Consider the following 17665-nt stretch of genomic DNA (forward strand, 5'->3'; position numbering starts at 1 on the left):
TTTTTTTTCGTTATCAGTAGCGAAAAGGCGTATGCTGATACTATAGACATTATGGAAAGGCCTGATTAAATGCACCGTCAAATTAAATTAATCAGTGCACTATGGGGCTGCATGTTAGGAAGTATGCTATTAATTGGCCTGATCTTCCAGTTTCCCCTATTAAGCCATCTCTCCTCATCATTAACAACTGGTCTTGAGGAAATGGTTTTTATTGCAATCGCTCTCATACTAAACCGTGACTGGCTACAACAACCCCTCACCTATCGTCTAACTGCCACTTGGAAGCAACGGTTGCACCCCCTCGAACCAACTTTAATTGTAACTGGCTTAATGGGTGGTTACACGTTGATGACCGCGCATCGGCTGAATACCACGTTAACGATCCTGTTTATCGCCATACTCATCAGCTTATTTGAAGAGACTTTTTTTCGAGGTATGTTATTTCAAGCAAGCTATCCAACACTAGGCGTGATCAAAGCCGCCATCTTTAGTAGCCTTCTCTTTAGTCTAACGCACCTGATTAACCTTAGTCACCAAGCCCTCAATCTAACCTTATTACAACTAATATTTACGTTCGTACTCGGTTTACTTTTGTGCCTAATCACTGCGCAGACAGCATCGTTATTTTGGTCACTGATTATCCATGCCACTAATGATTTCTTTAGCTTGATGCAGCCACCAATCAATTTACCAGGAATTCATTCCACTACCAGTTTTCAAATTGCAGAAACTATCATTGTCGTATTATTAATTGTGCTCATCCTGCGCAAAAATCGGGCATGGCTGTCATAATGACCACTGGCAAGCAACTGTTTAATTATTAAAGCATCCAACGTTTCAAATTGGCCTATACTAGAGTTAATATTAGTTTCTGGAGGGGATTTAAATGCAACTAACTAAACACGGTTGGGGTGCCGTTATTAGTATTTTTATTTTAGTTCCGATTCTTTTTAAATTAAGTGCATTATTACCAGTGCCAACATTGTATAGTGGTCTAACTCAAGACTTACTAATACTTTTAATATTCTTATTATTAAACCATTTTTGGTTTAAAATACCGATTAAGTGGTGGCAATCACAGTCACTTGCTCATCAAAGCTTGCAGCTCATCCCTGGTATCATTATTTTATTGTTACCTATGACCAGTAATTACATTAAATTATTTCAGCTGGGTTGGACTCCAATATTAGGCCTTTATATCGGCTATATGTTATTAATTGGCATTACTGAGGAATACCTTTACCGAGGTATGCTCCTACCGTTACTGCGAGACTGTTTTCCCAATCGGATAATGCTTGCCATCTGCATTGATAGTTTATTATTTGGTATTACCCACCTATTCATTAACAGTAGTCAACTGACCCTTAACTACGTCATTCCCCAAGTCTTTTACGCCGCAATGGGCGGACTCGTTTTCTGTGGCCTTTATCTGCGAACTAATAACTTAATCTGGTCGATGATGCTCCACGCATTATCAGACGTATCCGTCGTTGTTAGTTTAGCCACTCATACTCACACCGCTGCCAAATTAAGCATTCCCACCGCTTACGCAATTGGTATTTCAGTACTTTACCTTGTTCTATTTATTATCGTCGCCTTTATTATTCGCTGGCAAGTTCGTCCTAAAAAATCAGCTCTATCTCGTTAAGGATTCAAACAAAAATGAGTCTCCAGAATTAAACAATTCTGAGGACTAAAGTGAACCCCCTGAGTTTGGATTTACTCCAACTCAGGGGGTTCACTTCAGACTCATTTTTTTGTTATTCATCGTGGCAAAAGTCAAGCCATTCTTGCCACCTAATGACTAGCTCAACATTGATTTACCAATATCATACTAGGTTTCAGTAACGAATTGATGCTTTTCTAGTCGAAATGAATGGTCACAAACATCAGCGACGTCCGGCTCATGGGTGACAATAATAACGCATTTCTTTTGTTCATGGGCAATTTTTTGGAATTGGTCAATCACATATTTCGTATTTTCCTCATCTAAATTACCCGTCGGTTCATCGGCAACCACTAGCTTAGCATCGCACACCATCGTGCGGGCGATGGCGACTCGTTGTTGCTGACCACCAGACAAACGTTGCACATTTTTCTTCATCTGGTCATCCGTAATTCCTAGCCGCCGTAACATCTTCATCGCATAATCCTTATCACCACGGTGTTCTGAATTCGTAATTGCCATGGCAGTCATGAGATTATTCAATGGTGACATGTACGTCAACAAATTATACGATTGAAAGACAATGGCAACTTTCGATTTTCGATAATTGGTCAATCCGATTTTATTAATTGGCTCGCCATTGAATTCAATCTGGCCAGCGCGTGGTTTATCTAACCCTGCTAGTAGTGAGAGAAAAGTTGTCTTTCCAGACCCACTCTGGCCAACAATCGCGTACGATGTTCCAGATTCAAACTCCAAGTCAACGTGTTCAAACAGACTATTTTCTTGGCGGTCATACCAGTAACCAAGATCATTTACTTTTAACATTGCCACCCCTCCTAATCAATTAAGACTTTCTTCGGCTGTAGTCGTAGTATGCCACCTGAAGCTAGCATAATCGACAAGAACATAATCGCTAAACCAAAGCCACCAAGTTCAACTAGGTCCATCACTGTGATATTAATGTCTAGGTCCGTCTTAGTCGTTGCTCTAGCCGTACCGCCAGTCTGACCACCACCTGGCATATTACCACTTGGCTTGCTACCGGTATTACCACTAGGAGCACCGCCGCCTCCAGGTTGACCTTGCTGACTAGTTGAGCTAGTCGTTGCAGTCGTTGTTTGTTGTGAGACTAACTGGTCCCCCAACTTATTACCCACAAACTTACCACCAAAACCGGCCAAGACAACCGAAACGATCAAAACCATCACCATTTCAGCAAAGAATTGGGCTACGATCTTCCAACGACTCTCACCTAATGAGAGCAAGACCCCAATTTCGTAGCGACGTTCACGAATCATCAAGATGACAATCAAGGCTAGGATAATGGTTCCAGCAATAGCGACAAGCCAAACAATCTTATCGGCAAATGATTTGACGTTGTTCATCGAGCTCTTAACCGTTTGGTAACTGCTGTCATCCGTTGACAATGAATACTTCGACGTATTGATCAACTGTTTACCAGATGTTTTAACACTACTAACTTTAGCTGGGTCCGAAATGTCGAACGTAACCGAATCAGCCGTATTTTTATATTTAGAACCCTTGACCGTGTTAGCGAACGTGTATGACGTGTAGACACTATTGCTGACATCGGTACTACCAGGGCCCTGTTGCGTACTTGCACTAGATGACGCTTTGTAGACCCCAACGATCTTCATGGTGTAGGTCTTCTTATCACCGGTTGTTGCTTTTAACTTGATTGTATCACCGACGCTCAAGCTATCTTCCTTAGCTAATTCACTTTCGATGACGACATTATTAGTCCCTTCATCGCTAGCCGTAATGCCACGACCCTTAGTGATCTTACTTGAACTACTTTCAAAGGTCGAGACGCTGCTAGTATTGGTAACACCAGTAATTGAAACATCACCGGTACCACTACTACTTGCACCACCCATCCCCTTCATCCCACCACCAACACTGCTACTAGACGTTGAAATCGTATCAAAGCCCTTCGCATTAGCGGAAGTCGAGACAGTCGCGTTATAACTTGAGACATTACTGAGTTTGGCAATTTTCTTAGCATCACTCAATTTAACAGGTGATGTGGTTAGCTTAGGCCGACTACTTTTACTAGTCGACGTCGCACTCCGCATCTTCTTAAAAGCTGCCTCCCGATTAGCAGATAACGTGACGGTTGCCCCAACACTCTTCTTAGCATTACTAGTTGCCGTATCGGCGGCATTCCTAATCAATAGTCCTGCTAACACAAACAACATAATTGCCGATGTGACGAGTACTAATAGAATTGAGCGGCCTTTTTTCGCCGTTAAATTGAGCCATGCGCGTTTAAAGAAATTCACGCTTAAACCCTCCTTCAGATAAATTATTGGTATGACAATTGCGTTTCACAACTTTAAACCTACACGGGAAATCCGACTTATTTGTGAACGCAATTAGGTTATTTATTGGTTTGAAGCCGAATATTTTTGATTCGATCACACAACTGCTCTAAAGAGATGGTTACCAGCGTCTAACGTCTTCATTTAGCATAACCATATGATAAAAAAAGGGCCGCAAAACTTTTGCTTTTGTGCTTTGTTATAGTTTTGATAAGCATTTATTTATAATCTTTTTGATAATTTTATTTGTTTTCATAAAAATAAAAAGCAATACCCATATTTAATATCGAGTATTACTTCAATTAACCTTAAACCATCAAATTTTCTGGTGCCCACGCACAATTAGCAACATGATCATTAATAATCCCCACTGCCTGCAGATACGAATAGATCGTTGTCGGGCCAACAAATTTAAACCCACGTCGTTTCATTTCCTTCGATACTTGACGCGCCAAATCATTGGTTGCTGGCACCTCATCAATCGATGCCCATGCTTGCCGAAGCGGGTGATTATCAACAAACGCCCACAACCATTTTGAAAAATCATCACCGGCCGGCCAATCCCGAATGACACGTGCATTATTAATCGTTGCCATTAACTTCTGACGATGTCGGATAATCCGAGCATCCGTCAACAACCGCTCAACATCAGTCATCGTCATGGCAGCCACACGCTCAATATCATAATTATCAAAGTCCTCATCAAATGCTGCTCGCTTATTTAACACCGTTTGCCAGCTTAACCCAGCTTGATAAGTCTCTAAACATAACAATTCAAAAAGTCGTTGTTGATCATATTGTGGTCGGCCCCACTCATTGTCATGATACGCCTGCATTGCTGGTGACGAATTGGCCCATGCACATCTTTCCATTTAAACCATCTCCTTAAAAAAAAGCGCCGCCCAACCCAGTGGTTGAACGACGCCAGTTGGTTATACTTTATTATCGCATAACTTAGCTATTTTATTGATGATTCCGTCTGGTCTGCTTTTCAGCAGTTGTTTCGTCTTCCATCCGATCCGTCAATGGATAAGTTAAGCGAATCAAACTTGGAATAATTGTTGGGATGGCGAATACCAGGATAATCAAACCGATAATCACGACCATCGCCACTTGGATCAACGTCAAGACACCGGATGGCATCAAGGCGGCGAACGTCCCACTCAAGATCAAGGCAGCGGATAAGACCACGGCCCCAATAACAGCGGAAGCTCTGACAATTCGAGTACTTGGTGTGGCAGCCGAATTATCAAATTCACGATACTTCATCATCAAGAAGATACTGTAATCGACCCCTAAGGCAATCAACATGATGAACCCGAAGAACGGTGTGTTCCAAGTTAACATGCTTTGACCCAAGAACCAGTTGCTCAAGATCCGGGTAATACTCAAGGACATAATGTAAGCCAATAACAACGTCCCTAAGATGTAGAACGGTTGTAAGACCGAACGCGTAATAACCATTAAGGCAATCAAGATTCCGACTAACATAATCGCAGCAGTCCGAATAAAGTCACTCGAAGCAATTGCTTGGGTATCATTCGTTTCAGACGTTTGACCACCAATCGCAATGGTGGCACCATCTAACGCGGTTCCCTTCAAGCTGTTCGTTGCTTGCTTTTGAATTGCCGTTACTTTATCCATCGCTGACTTCGAACTTGGATTTTCATTCAAGACGATCGTTAACTTCGTTGCATGGTTATTGCCAGACATGTAAGCCTTCAAAGCAGACTTGTAAGTCTTACCCTTTAAAGTACTCTTTGGTACGTAGTAAGTCTTAGCAGCCGCTGAGTCCTTCAAACCAGTCAAGTAACTGTTAGCTGAACCAACACCAGAGTTGATTGTCTTAGTTCCGTCGCTGGCAGTCTTCAAACCATCTTGGAGCGTCTGCATCTGACCTACTAAGCTTTGGATACTGGTGTACATTTGTTCGTTACCAGAGGCAACTTGTGAGGCACCGCTGTTAAGGGTTGCAGAATTAGCAACTAACTTGTTCGTCCCAGCATCTAATGCGCTAATTGCACTAACTAACGTTGGTACTTGGCCTTTCAAAGTAGTTAAGCCAGATGTTACTTGAGATGAACCAGAAGCAACTTGATTTGCACCAGATGCTAACTGGTTTGCACCTGAAACTAATGCAGCAGAATTATTAGTAAGCTTATTAGTTCCAGCATCTAACGCACTAATCGCACTAGTCAACGTTGGAATTTGGCCTTGTAATGAACCTAATCCACTAGAAAGTTGACTTGCACCGGTTGAAGCACTGCTTACACCAGTATTGAGTTTAGATGCACCTGCAGATGCTGTTGCAACTCCTGCTGTATATTGATTAAGGCTAGTTGCAAGGGTGTTAACCCCTGTTTGGAGTTTCGACAAGTTATTTGTAAGCTCTGAAGAACCACTTGATAACTTTGCAACAGCAATCTCCATCTGTTGCATCTTCGTGGCTGCTTCTGAAATTTGTTGAATTGCTTGTAATGAAGCCTGGTTTCCTTTGATAGCAGCGGAGGCAACCTGTTGTACACTTGCTAAATTCTTTAGATTAGTACTTAAATCATCCAGAGAATTGGATGCTTCTTTCAAAGCCGTTAGCTTCTGTTGCATATCTGCCAATGCTGTCAGACCATCACTCGCTGTTACTGCACCCGCTTTGGTTGTTGCAGTTGAACTTGTATTGGCATTCGAACTATTTTGAGCATTTACTTCAGAAGTAACCGCTGAGTTGATAGCCGCCTTTTGTTCCGACGTTGCGGATGAACCAGCCGCTGCCAATGCAGCAGAAGCAACTGAGTTTGCATTCACACTAGCTGTCGTTGAACTTGAAGTAGCATCCCGACTTGCCGCGCTTGATAAGGCACTCTTCATTGTTGCCATATCATTTGAGATTGCATCCACGTTTGTCTTAGAGAATATACTTGCAACTTTCTCCACACTACTAATATCAGGTTGGGTATTAACTACAGTTTGTAAATTCGTATTGATCTTCTTTAATTGATCAGTTAATGTTTGTAATTCACTGGTATCTATAGAACTGTTACTACTACTTACCTCTTTTTCCAAGGCAGCTAGATTTTCAGATAAAGTAGCTGAACCTTGTTGTAACGCGGAAATTGACGTTGTTAACTGAGCTGTCCCATCAGAAATTGAAGTTTTCTTACTATTCAACTCTGACAGTCCACTTGATAAACTTTGAGTGCCTGAGAACACAGTCGTTAATCCACTAGATAATGAATTAGCTCCAGTGGCCAACTTATTAACACCACTAGACAAAGTTCCAGTCTTGCTATTTAGCTGATTAAGCCCACTGTTAACCGTATAGACACCGTTTGTGTAAGTGACCAAATTAGTTGCCAGAGTTGAGTTTCCTGATGCTACAGTTTTAGCACCACTAGTAACTTGACCTGACCCATTGACCAACTGATTAACACCGCTAGACAAAGTTCCGGTCTTACTATTCAATTGGTTTAAACCATTGTTAACAGTGTAAACACCATTCGTATATGAAACGACACCACTGGATACTTGATCCGCTCCATCCGCTAACTTCTTAGCTGACTTAGCGCTACCATTCATATCGGCACTCTTCAACTTACTATTGGCGCTATCTAACCCACTACCAATCTTAGTTAGCCCCTTGCTAGCAGACTTCATCCCACTAGTGACAGTACCTAATTGATTGCCAACGTACAATTGGTCAATTTGTGAGCCACCTGGTTGGGTGACGGACGCCACCGTTTTGACACCCTTAACTTTTTGTAACTGTTTCGTTAAGCTGTCGATGACTTTTAGATCTTTTTCATTATTTAAGGCATGATCTGTCTTAATATACAAGGTAGACGGTTCAGCGGTCCCTTTGGAAAAATGATCTTGAACAACTTGGAAGCCCTTCTTCGCTGGAATCGTATCGTTTAATTCAGCCAACGTATCATAGTTCAGCTCATTGTTATACGTTAAAATAAATGGCAGCGAAACTCCTAAGACAACGACTAGCGCAATAATTGGGTAACGAACTGATGACGCTGCAATGCCGTGCCACATCTTGCTCGTACTACCACCAGCAAACTTCTTCGTTGGCCAGAATAACCGTGGTCCTAAGATAGCCATGAAGAATGGGTTTAATGTTAACAAGACGACCAGTAAGATTGCCACCGCAATGGCCACTCCAACCGCCGATTTGTAAATCGAGAAGTTGGCTAATCCCAAGGCACTAAACCCAATTAATAGTGACGATCCACTGTATAGGATCGTTCGTCCGGCAATCTTTAACGCGCGCCCAGTCGCGGCGACCGGACTATCGCCATGACTGAGTTCTTCTTTGAATTGATCGAACAGTAAGATGTTGTAGTCGGTCCCAATCCCGAACAAGACCACGACCATGAAGACCTGGGTAAAGTTCGATAAAGGAAAGTTAAATTTATCAACAAGGTTCATCACAACGCTTAGCGAAATGATAAATGACACCCCAACTGACAACAACGACACTAATGGTGCAATTGGTGACCGGAAAACTAACGTTAACACAATGAAGATGAAAATCACGGTAATAATTTCCGTCTTCTGAATGCCAGCTTCCGTTTCTTGAGTGAAATCATCATTTAAGATATCACTCCCCGTCACGTACGTCTTAACACCAGTCGTTTTAGCTCCGGCGGTGATATTTTTCGTCATGTTCGCAACGGTCTGATTCTTACCAACCATTAATTGTAATAATTCGGTTGATTTATCCTTTGAAATCAACTGTTTCTTGGCAGCAGCATTGTCGCTAGCGGCCGTCATTGACTTCACATGGTACTTTGATTTTTGGACTTTGAAGCGTTGAATCGTCCCATCGATTGCCTGCTTCTGGTCACTCGTCAATGGCGAATCTCCATTATTGAAGACCACCACTACTTGGCGCGTATTATTCTGATTACGCCCCCAATGATTTTGGATAACTTGTGCAACTTGACTCTTCGCACTACTTGGTAATTTGGTCTGGCCCTTATCACGTACCAGACTGCTGATGTTTGGCAGGAAGATGATGGCCGCTACCATCACAACTAGCCAAACAATCGCTTGGATTGTAAAACGTCTACGGCTCCCTTTCACGTTATATCCCTTCCCTAATTCAGATTCTTAAAACGACATCGTGACATTTAATCAACAATGTGTTTAAATAATAACAACATGTTAAATGAAAACAGTTATAATTTCAACCAACAATTTTCATAAAAGCGTCATTAAATAAACAAACCATACTATATTGTTCAAACAATGAGGTGAACTTCAGTGGTAGGTACAAAAAACAACCGTCGTTCGCAAATGACCGAACGTCTCATTCAAGACAGTTTAATCAATTTACTTCAGCGCCAGTCACTGGACGAAATTACCGTGACTGCTGTTTGCAAAGCTGCCGACATTAATCGGGGCACCTTTTACGCCCATTACGAAGACGTTAAGGATTGCATGGAAAAGATGGAACAAGACGCTACCGAGGAATTACTGGCGGTCATCGACAAGCATCTCAATCCCGACTCTTTGCAAGCGATCCTAACCGGCATCTTCGAAGTCGTAAAAAAACGGCATGCCGTAACTTCTTTCATTCTGACAACCGACCAAGACTTCTTAATGAGCTTTATCGCAACGACTAAGCGCGAGATCTTAGCGCATAATCAAGCCCCGGTCGACGGTATCGGTAATCGCGAAAAAGAATACATGTTTGAATACTACCTTAACGGTATCGTGGGCGTCGTGCGCTATTGGTTGAAGACCGGTCTCCACGAATCCCCAAAGGAATTGGCACGCTTCATTAATGACTGGTGGTATCGCGGCAAACCCGTCAAGGAATTGGCAGATCATTAACCAAGGACGTGTCATGCTTTAATTGTTAATTGGCCGAACCAATCGTTGCTATTTAATTTAGTTATGCTTTGGGCCATTAAGAATTATCTCGCGTATTAAAAGTAACATGGCACCCACAATAGCGAAAGTAATCCAACTTCAAAATTGATGCGCCACGGATTGTGTTAACTAACCAATCATGAATCATGGTTAACTCGCACAACGCGCCTGCTCAATATTTGGAGACGAATTGCACGATGCTTAGAACTTGACCTACATCAAGCCACACCAAAAAGATCCCAGGCCGCCTTAGTTGCTTACAGCTAAGGCGGCCTGGGATCTTTTATACTTCTTTAGGTGGTGTCTTGGGTTCATACATCCGCCGTTTAATATCATCCATTTCCTGATCTAACTCAGTAATCAACTGGGCTTTCTTGGTCAATGATAATCTTAACGCGTCCTGATGCGGAACATTCTTCTTATAATTTAGTTCATGTTCCAACGATGCCCAAAAGTTCATCGCAATGGTCCGAATTTGTAGTTCAACTTCAATAATATTGGGGCCATCAACCGTGTAGACTGGCACACCAAGAATTAAATGTAAGCTTTGATACCCATTCATTTTCGGATGATGGATATAGTCCTTCACCCGTAACACCTTGATGTCTGCCTGCGTTGCCAATAAATCTTCAACCGTCTTCACATCACTTAAAAAGCGGACAATTAACCGAATACCCGCAATATCATGTAAATTATTAAAAACGGCATTCAGCGTTAGTGGTAAATGTTTACGTTGCATCTTGCCGACAATACTCTCGGGTGACTTAATTCGTGATTGCTTACTGTCAATTAGGGCATAGCCGTAGCGCAATTCGTATTCACGACTAATATAATCCAATTTATCCAAGACCAGCTTCATTGCCACTTCATAGCGCAATGAATAAGCCTTCAACTGATCAACGGCTTGCAAAAGTTCCGGTGGTGCTGGTAAAAGCTGGTCATTATCTGCACCTGGTTGGGAATTTGTTGTGCTCAATCAATATCGCTCCAATATAAGACTCTATTCTCTCTTAAATCTATCTTAACGGATGGTAACCGTCCACTCACGGGCAATCTGATCATAAGCAATCCGGTAATTAGCCTCACCGACTTGATAAGCTAATTGGCCATCGATGTCCGCAAAATCACTAGGAATTAAGCCGCGACCTTCTAAAACATTCAAATGACCAACGACCATCCGATCCGCCAAGAAATTTTCAAATCGGTGCCAAAAATTTTGAAAGCTGCCAAAGTCGTGCACGTCAAAAATCTCATTGCGCAACACTTCAGCATCAAATTCAAGCCGGATTCGTGCACTTTTAGGTATCACTGAGGTCCTCCTTCATATCGGTTAACCCCCACCGCCTGCATCTTAGTGACTCATTAACCAACAACTCATTTTATGATACTACCTTAATAATAAGGCAATCACGCTAAGTTATGCAATATCTGCCCAGCAACTGCTACCAAAACTTAACCGCTTTGTTAGCGATGTCACTTAGTTGATTTTACGTTTTGGATTTAAAATATTCATCGGATCAAAGAGCGCCTTGATCTGATGTTGTAACATATCGACATCTTCTCCTAATTCAGCATTGTTCCACTGATTCTTCAACATGCCAACCGCGTGTTCCCCAGAGATTGTGCCACCAAGCGCCAAGGTTTTCTTGAACATCTCTTGCAAGGCGATAACCACTTTCTCAGGGACTTTGGTTTCTGACGTTGGCCAGACCAAGGTCGGATGGACATTACCATCACCAGCGTGGCCGGCCGTATAAATTTCAACATCTAAGCGCTGCGACAGGTCTTGTATATAGTCCATTAAAGGCGCCAATTGCGATAACGGGACCGCCATGTCTTCCATAATATGGTTCTGTCCAGCAAAGACCGCGGGTAACATGTCCCGCCGTAGCTGCTCAAGCTCAGTCTGTTCTTCGGGTTTAGTTGTGATCGTCACATTGCTGGCCTGTTGCTCCGCCAACAACTTTTCGACGACAGCCATGCTAGCTTGGCCCCCATTATCCAACTTAAAAATCAGCATAGCCGCACTATCCTTGGCGTAGTGCGTCTTCTCATAACGATCAAGGGCTGCGACCGTATTGCCATCAAGAGCTTCTAACATCGTCGGATAAACGCCTGAGATACGAATCGCCGTAACAGCCTTCGCCAATGCCGTCATATTATCAAAGAAAGCAATCCCCATTACTGGTGTTCCTAGTGGAATTGGTAATAATTTAACGGTTACTTCAGTAATAATTCCAAGTGTCCCTTCCGAACCTACCATTAATTGCGTTAAATCATAACCAAAGGCCTGTTTCAATGTTCGGCCACCTAACTTCACTTCACGGCCATCTGCTAAGATGACCTTCACACCTAATACGTTGTCCTTTGTAGCCCCATACTTGACTGTACTCATACCACCAGCATTAGTCGCCACGTTACCACCAATCCCAGAGATTGGCTTAGAACCAGGATCTGGTGCATAGAACATCCCTTGCTTGCGGGCGGCCTGATCTAAATCACCGTTGATAACACCAGGCTCAACGACGGCTACCGAGTCGGCCTTACTAATTTCAAGGATGTGATTCATCTTAGCCGTCGACAGAATCAGGCTATCTTTTAGTCCATCAGCGCCAATGACCGTACTAGTCGTTTGATCTTGTGGGATCACCGCTAAATGATACTTACGAGCCGTTTTAAGCGTACCCTGAATATCCTTAGCCGACTGGGCTTCAATATATGCTAAGGCTAGACCACTATCATCATCTGTTAACCGGGGACTAAAGGAATACTTATTAAGCGTTGTTTCGTCAGTTAAAACGCGCCCGTCAGTGACTTGGGCCGCTAAATAATCTAAAACTTCTTGGTTAGAAAACGCACGAAAGACTGTCAAATTATAAGACCTCACTTTAAATATTTAAGTTCAATGTCAGTATAAGCCAACAACCACGTTTCTGCCGTAATCCTGTCCGCAAGCTTTTAATCTGATTTGCTAAGTTTACAATCCAATTCAAGTGACTGGTATCTATTTTTTAAATTAAGTACACTCAAAATAAGTATTTTCCGGGATCGTACTAACCGGGTATGCTAGAAACAGTGTTTTCAAGATTACAAGAGGTCGCTAACACGGAGAATGACACAACGACTTCAATTAAGGGAGGATTTGAATATGCGGCATTCAGCATCTTCAAAATTACGGCCAGTGCTTATTGCGGTCAGTATCATTATTGTGATTGCAGTGATTGCGATTGGTTTAATTATTCGTCAAGCACAGGCCCGTTACCAGTCAACCATTTACACTGGCAATAGTAGTGCCAAGATTGACACAGCCAAGCCACTCAGCATCTTATTACTAGGTGTCGATACCGGGGCGGACGGTCGTATTGATAAAGGGAATTCTGACACCATTATGGTTGTGACGATTAATCCCCAGACTAAAAAAACGGTGATTACCAGCATTCCACGCGACACACTCGCCGAAATGGCTGGTGACCAAGATACCAATGTTCAAAAACTCAATGCCGCTTACAATATTGGTGGTTCTAAGATGGCCAAAGCAAGTGTCAGCAAACTTTTCAACGTCCCAATCAATTATTACGCAACGATCAATATGGGTGGGCTCAAACAGATTGTCAATGCTGTCGGTGGCGTTACAATTACTAGTCCCATGAACGTCTCATTTGACCACGTTACGGTAACTAAGGGCCGCCATCACTTAAACGGGACTCAGGCGCTCGCCTATACTCGGATGCGTTATCAAGATCCACGAGGCGACTACGGGCGACAATTACGTCAGCAACAAGTCATGCGTGCCGTACTAACCAAGCTTGCTGATACTAAAACGTATAGTCGTTATAATCAATTATTATCTTCACTAAAGGGTAACTTACAGACCGATTTGAGTTTTGACGACCTCGTCGGCCTAGCGACCCATGACCATGCCAACATGAAACATATCCACTCAACACAAGTCGTCGGCTTACCGGCTTGGATCAATACTAGTTCCTACCAGATTCTTAGCACCAAGACCTTACAACAAACTTCTGATCACTTACGCACTCAGTTAGGACTAAGTACGGAAACGCTCAGTAATATAGAAACTAAGTTGAATGCTAAAAATACTAGTTACGATGGTAAAACGAATCTTAACTACGATACACAAGGCTTAGACAAGATCACTTATACTGATAACACCAAGTAACATCAAAACCATCATTAAAACGAGTCCCAACTTGAAAATCATTTTTTCCAAGCTAGGACCCGTTTGGTCTACGTTAGTTATTGCTTTACTTAGTCACGAGTTAATGGGCACCGACCCGGCTTAACATTCTCAGTCAATCACGCTTTTAGTGCGCCCAAACCGCCAGTTGACTCACTAACCCATTCGTATCATCATTAAATTCATATTTAATGTCACCACGATCAGCGACTGCCTGGTACTGGTTTACTCGTAAGTCGCTGATTCGGAACGTTAATTCCAATGGTTTAAATTTTTGAATTGAGCGAATCCAGATATACCCTGCGAGTCGTTGCGCTCGTACAAAAAAATACCGTTCGGTTGTCGTTGTTAAGTCAATTTGTTTTAAAATTCCCGTCTCCATCATCGCAACCCTCCTTTAATATTTTCATCATTAAATATAAGCGATGAAACGCGTTTCAGGTCAAGGGTTGACACTCAATTATTTTTAATTGCAAGTTTAAATATTACATTTTAATAAAAGTAAGCAAAAAAACTAGTCAAAATAGTCAAACGGTTGTACCATTGTGGTAAATAAGATTATTGATTTAAACGGTAACTTACAAATCCACCTTAAAGGAGCATTCTCGCCAATGAGTCAGTCCGCCTTTCTGCATTCGCAGGCCTATTGTTACTATATTGAACTAACTGGTACCGAACGACCCGAACTGCTCAATACCTTAACGGCTAACGAGCAAACACTGGGTGATTGGGAACGTGTGCATGCTGCCAAACTACCGACTTGGCGCCTGTGGACCAACGCTAATGCTGATACCATTCGCTACACTGTTGCACACATCATTGCTCGTAGCGCTTTGCCACAAAACGCCTACTGGTTATTGCAGTACAAAGGAACTGACCACGGCCACCCACGGATGCTGCACCCACAGTTTCATACCCACTAATAATTAGGAACTAAACAGTGCTCGACGACTGTTTAGCTCTTTTTAATTCGCTATGCTGCATTTTAAGGCTTATTCACACCATCAACATAATCAGTTACCTAGTATGTTCTATGCTTGACGCTAAATGGCACACCAAACATTAACTTCTTTCTAAAGCTTCCATCGAAGGCCTATTATTTTAACTGCCAGCTTCATCTAACCACTAACAAAAATACCACGCTCAACAGATTTGAAAACAATCTGCTAAGCGTGGTATTCATCACTACACAATCATAAATTAAGCTTTAACTGTTTCACCAGCAGCTTCCTTGGCAGCGAAGGTCTTTTCTTCTTTAACCTTATCACGATCTAGGGCCTTGAAGAAGAAGTAGTAAATCGCACCATCAAGTACAATGTTAACGATTTGTAATACCGCACCAGAAATGTGCATGGTTGCCAAGTAACCAGAGATAATTGGCGGAGTGGTCCAAGGAACCATGACCCCAACAGTCTTAGCAACTAAGCCCGTTGACATTGCAAAGTACGTCGTCGTGACGTTAACTAACGGTGCAGCAATAAATGGAATAGCCATCCGATAGTTCATAACGATTGGTAACCCAAAGACGATTGGTTCGTTGATGTTGAAAATGGCAGGACCAATAATCAACTTACCTAATGTCTTAAATTCGGCACTCCGTGAGACAAAGGCAATCATAAAGGCTAACCCAAGGGTCGCACCAGAACCACCCATATGAACAAAGTTATCAAAGAATTGTTGCGTGACAACGTTTGGTAAAGCTTTACCGGCCTTTAAAGCTGCCGCATTTTGTGACATTGCAGCCAACCAGATTGGTTGCATGACCCCAGAAACCACGTTAGCACCGTGAATCCCGAAAATCCAAAGAATACATACGACGAATTCGGCAACCAGAGCTCCTGGTAACGTGTTGCTTAACAAGCCCAATGGTTTTGCCAAGACGAATGAAATCACGTTTGGAATACTTTGCATTGGTGATGCTTCAACGGCTAACCGAAGTAACCACATCAAGAACAAGATAACAAACCCAGGAACTAAGGCAGCAAACGAATTGCTGACAGCCGGTGGCACACTATCAGGCATCTTAATTGTCCAATTGCGATGCACCATGAAGACGTAAAAATCAGTAATAAACAGCCCAATCAGTAAGGCAGTAAATAATCCCGCTGAATCAAGTTGGGTTAACGGTACCCATAATGCACCAGCCTTATCGGTGTTTAGTGGAATCGTTAAGAACCAAGCACCTAATGAAACAATGGAAGCAGAAATTGGATCGACCTTATAACTCTTAGCCAAGTTATAAGAAATCCCAATAACCGCAATCAATCCCATAATATGAAACGATGCGTTGGTTGGATATTGAACAATTGTCGCCCAATTCGAACCAAAGGTGTTGGCCATAAAGGTCTGATAACCCTTGATAGGGAATTGCGCAATGATCATGAAGACCGACCCGATAATAATCATTGGTACCGCTAATGTCATCCCATCACGTAACGCAATTAAGTGACGAGAACCAGCAATCTTACCAAAGAAAGGGACAAGTCGGTCATTAACAAAGCTCGACTTATTGTTTTCGCTCATGTCGTGACCCCCTAGAATAATTTAATCTCACGTATTCGTGCAACGAACGTCCCCGGATAGTCAAAATAATTTAAGTAAGCCAACGATTAGCTCGCAGTTAACCGTTTACATAAAATTGAGTTAGTCCGTTACAAAGTAGTCCTGTCATCTGACATTTGTACCCATGAATACGTTTCCTACAAAACTCATTATACCTGTCATTCCTAAAATGTATACCCTTTCACTCTAAAATGGGTACTGTTCCGCTTATCGGAAATTGTTCTGTTTATGGAATATGTTCCATAAATTGGTTTGAAATACCTTTATGCTAACGGTTGAATAATCATGGCTAATTGCTCCAGATAATAAATAACTGGCAGTTGTGACAAGGTACTACCGCCACTAATCGCCTGAACTTCTGGCGTGTCATAGGTCAAGACCACGTCCGCAATCCCAGCCAATGTCGAGTGACTGCTAGCTGTAATAGCAACCACCTTCGCCCCATTTTGGCGGTAATAAACACTCTGTTCAATAATATTTTCAGATGCTCCTGACACTGATAATGCAAAGAAGACAGTATCCGATAAATCCTGATGCTGAACTGGATGAGGCTGACTCGGATCACTAATCATCAGGCTATACAAGCCAAAGTTAGCGAATAAATGGCTCCCATAAGCTGCCAAACCGGCACTCGTACCTGATCCAATCAATACGACCATTCGAGCCTGATGGACTATTTCTGCCACCCGATGAAGTTTAGCCGTAATATCAGGTAAGTTCATGCGGTCAAAAAACGTTCGCATCGGTACAACGGTCTGAGCTAACGGTTGCGCGGCATCTTGCCGTAACTGTTCTTTTAATGTGAACTTAAATTCTGCGTAGCCATCATAGCCCATATGCTTCAAGAAACGCAAAATAGTTGTCGCTGAGACGTGACTATGATCGGCTAATTGCCGAATTGTCATGGTGCTAACTTCAACAGGATGACCCACAATATATTTATAAATTTCAATTTCCAAGCGGTTTAACTGCTGAACTTGATCGTACGAAAACATTGACTCACCCCGTTACAAT

Annotated in this window: 15 protein-coding genes; 5 read left to right on the top strand and 10 right to left on the bottom strand. The window is 42.4% G+C overall.

The genetic code is table 11. The features are described from left to right. Positions 1-69 precede the first annotated feature (69 nt). Complete coding sequence (locus RXV91_RS11835; protein WP_316440016.1) at positions 70-792, top strand: CPBP family intramembrane glutamic endopeptidase; 723 nt, start codon at positions 70-72, stop codon at positions 790-792. Between the two features lie 94 nt (positions 793-886). Further along, on the top strand, positions 887-1648 hold the full coding sequence (locus RXV91_RS11840; RefSeq protein WP_316440017.1) for a CPBP family intramembrane glutamic endopeptidase: 762 nt from the start codon (positions 887-889) through the stop codon (positions 1646-1648). Between the two features lie 186 nt (positions 1649-1834). Here the strand turns inward: RXV91_RS11840 and RXV91_RS11845 are convergent, their stop codons facing one another. From RXV91_RS11845 to RXV91_RS11860, 4 genes are all read right to left on the bottom strand, one after another. Continuing rightward, complete coding sequence (locus RXV91_RS11845) at positions 1835-2494, bottom strand: ABC transporter ATP-binding protein (RefSeq protein WP_316440018.1); 660 nt, start codon at positions 2492-2494, stop codon at positions 1835-1837. Between the two features lie 11 nt (positions 2495-2505). Beyond that, entirely contained in the window at positions 2506-3972 is a 1467-nt protein-coding gene (locus RXV91_RS11850) for an ABC transporter permease (protein WP_316440019.1), read from the bottom strand. Positions 3973-4319: 347 nt separating this feature from the next. Then, complete coding sequence (locus tag RXV91_RS11855; protein WP_316440020.1) at positions 4320-4883, bottom strand: DNA-3-methyladenine glycosylase I; 564 nt, start codon at positions 4881-4883, stop codon at positions 4320-4322. 91 nt (positions 4884-4974) lie between these two features. Then, complete coding sequence (locus tag RXV91_RS11860; RefSeq protein WP_316440021.1) at positions 4975-9099, bottom strand: MMPL family transporter; 4125 nt, start codon at positions 9097-9099, stop codon at positions 4975-4977. A gap of 180 nt (positions 9100-9279) precedes the next feature. Between RXV91_RS11860 and RXV91_RS11865 the strand changes: the two genes are divergently transcribed. Then, the gene (locus tag RXV91_RS11865; protein ID WP_316440023.1) at positions 9280-9852 is read left to right on the top strand and encodes a TetR/AcrR family transcriptional regulator; all 573 of its coding nucleotides are present in this window, start codon (positions 9280-9282) and stop codon (positions 9850-9852) included. Between the two features lie 322 nt (positions 9853-10174). Here RXV91_RS11865 and RXV91_RS11870 read toward each other — a convergent pair whose 3' ends face one another. The 3 genes from RXV91_RS11870 to RXV91_RS11880 form a co-directional block, all read right to left on the bottom strand. Continuing rightward, positions 10175-10867: a GTP pyrophosphokinase family protein gene (locus RXV91_RS11870; RefSeq protein ID WP_021730568.1), complete on the bottom strand. Its 693-nt coding sequence runs from the start codon at positions 10865-10867 to the stop codon at positions 10175-10177. Positions 10868-10912: 45 nt separating this feature from the next. After that, positions 10913-11200, bottom strand: coding sequence for a hypothetical protein (locus tag RXV91_RS11875; protein ID WP_316440024.1), 288 nt, complete (start codon positions 11198-11200; stop codon positions 10913-10915). 168 nt (positions 11201-11368) lie between these two features. Next, positions 11369-12763 carry an FAD-linked oxidase C-terminal domain-containing protein gene (locus tag RXV91_RS11880; RefSeq protein ID WP_316440025.1) on the bottom strand — a complete coding sequence of 465 codons (1395 nt, stop codon included), beginning with the start codon at positions 12761-12763 and terminating at the stop codon, positions 11369-11371. A 276-nt stretch (positions 12764-13039) separates the two neighbouring features. Between RXV91_RS11880 and RXV91_RS11885 the strand changes: the two genes are divergently transcribed. Beyond that, complete coding sequence (locus tag RXV91_RS11885) at positions 13040-14071, top strand: LCP family protein (RefSeq protein WP_316440026.1); 1032 nt, start codon at positions 13040-13042, stop codon at positions 14069-14071. Positions 14072-14216: 145 nt separating this feature from the next. Here the strand turns inward: RXV91_RS11885 and RXV91_RS11890 are convergent, their stop codons facing one another. Beyond that, positions 14217-14474, bottom strand: coding sequence for a hypothetical protein (locus RXV91_RS11890; RefSeq protein WP_316440027.1), 258 nt, complete (start codon positions 14472-14474; stop codon positions 14217-14219). A 160-nt stretch (positions 14475-14634) separates the two neighbouring features. Here RXV91_RS11890 and RXV91_RS11895 point away from each other — a divergent pair, with 160 nt between their 5' ends. Then, positions 14635-15012, top strand: a complete 378-nt coding sequence (locus tag RXV91_RS11895; protein ID WP_316440028.1) for a hypothetical protein — start codon at positions 14635-14637, stop codon at positions 15010-15012. A 277-nt stretch (positions 15013-15289) separates the two neighbouring features. On the opposite strand, the gene celB is transcribed toward RXV91_RS11895, so the two are convergent. Together celB and RXV91_RS11905 are read right to left on the bottom strand one after the other, a co-directional pair. Then, positions 15290-16612 carry a PTS cellobiose transporter subunit IIC gene (gene celB, locus RXV91_RS11900; RefSeq protein WP_021730562.1) on the bottom strand — a complete coding sequence of 441 codons (1323 nt, stop codon included), beginning with the start codon at positions 16610-16612 and terminating at the stop codon, positions 15290-15292. 302 nt (positions 16613-16914) lie between these two features. Then, complete coding sequence (locus RXV91_RS11905) at positions 16915-17646, bottom strand: MurR/RpiR family transcriptional regulator (protein ID WP_316440029.1); 732 nt, start codon at positions 17644-17646, stop codon at positions 16915-16917. Between the last annotated feature and the right edge of the window lie 19 nt (positions 17647-17665).

The sequence above is a fragment of the Lactiplantibacillus sp. DA1 genome, from assembly GCF_032681335.1.
Classification (GTDB): domain Bacteria; phylum Bacillota; class Bacilli; order Lactobacillales; family Lactobacillaceae; genus Lactiplantibacillus.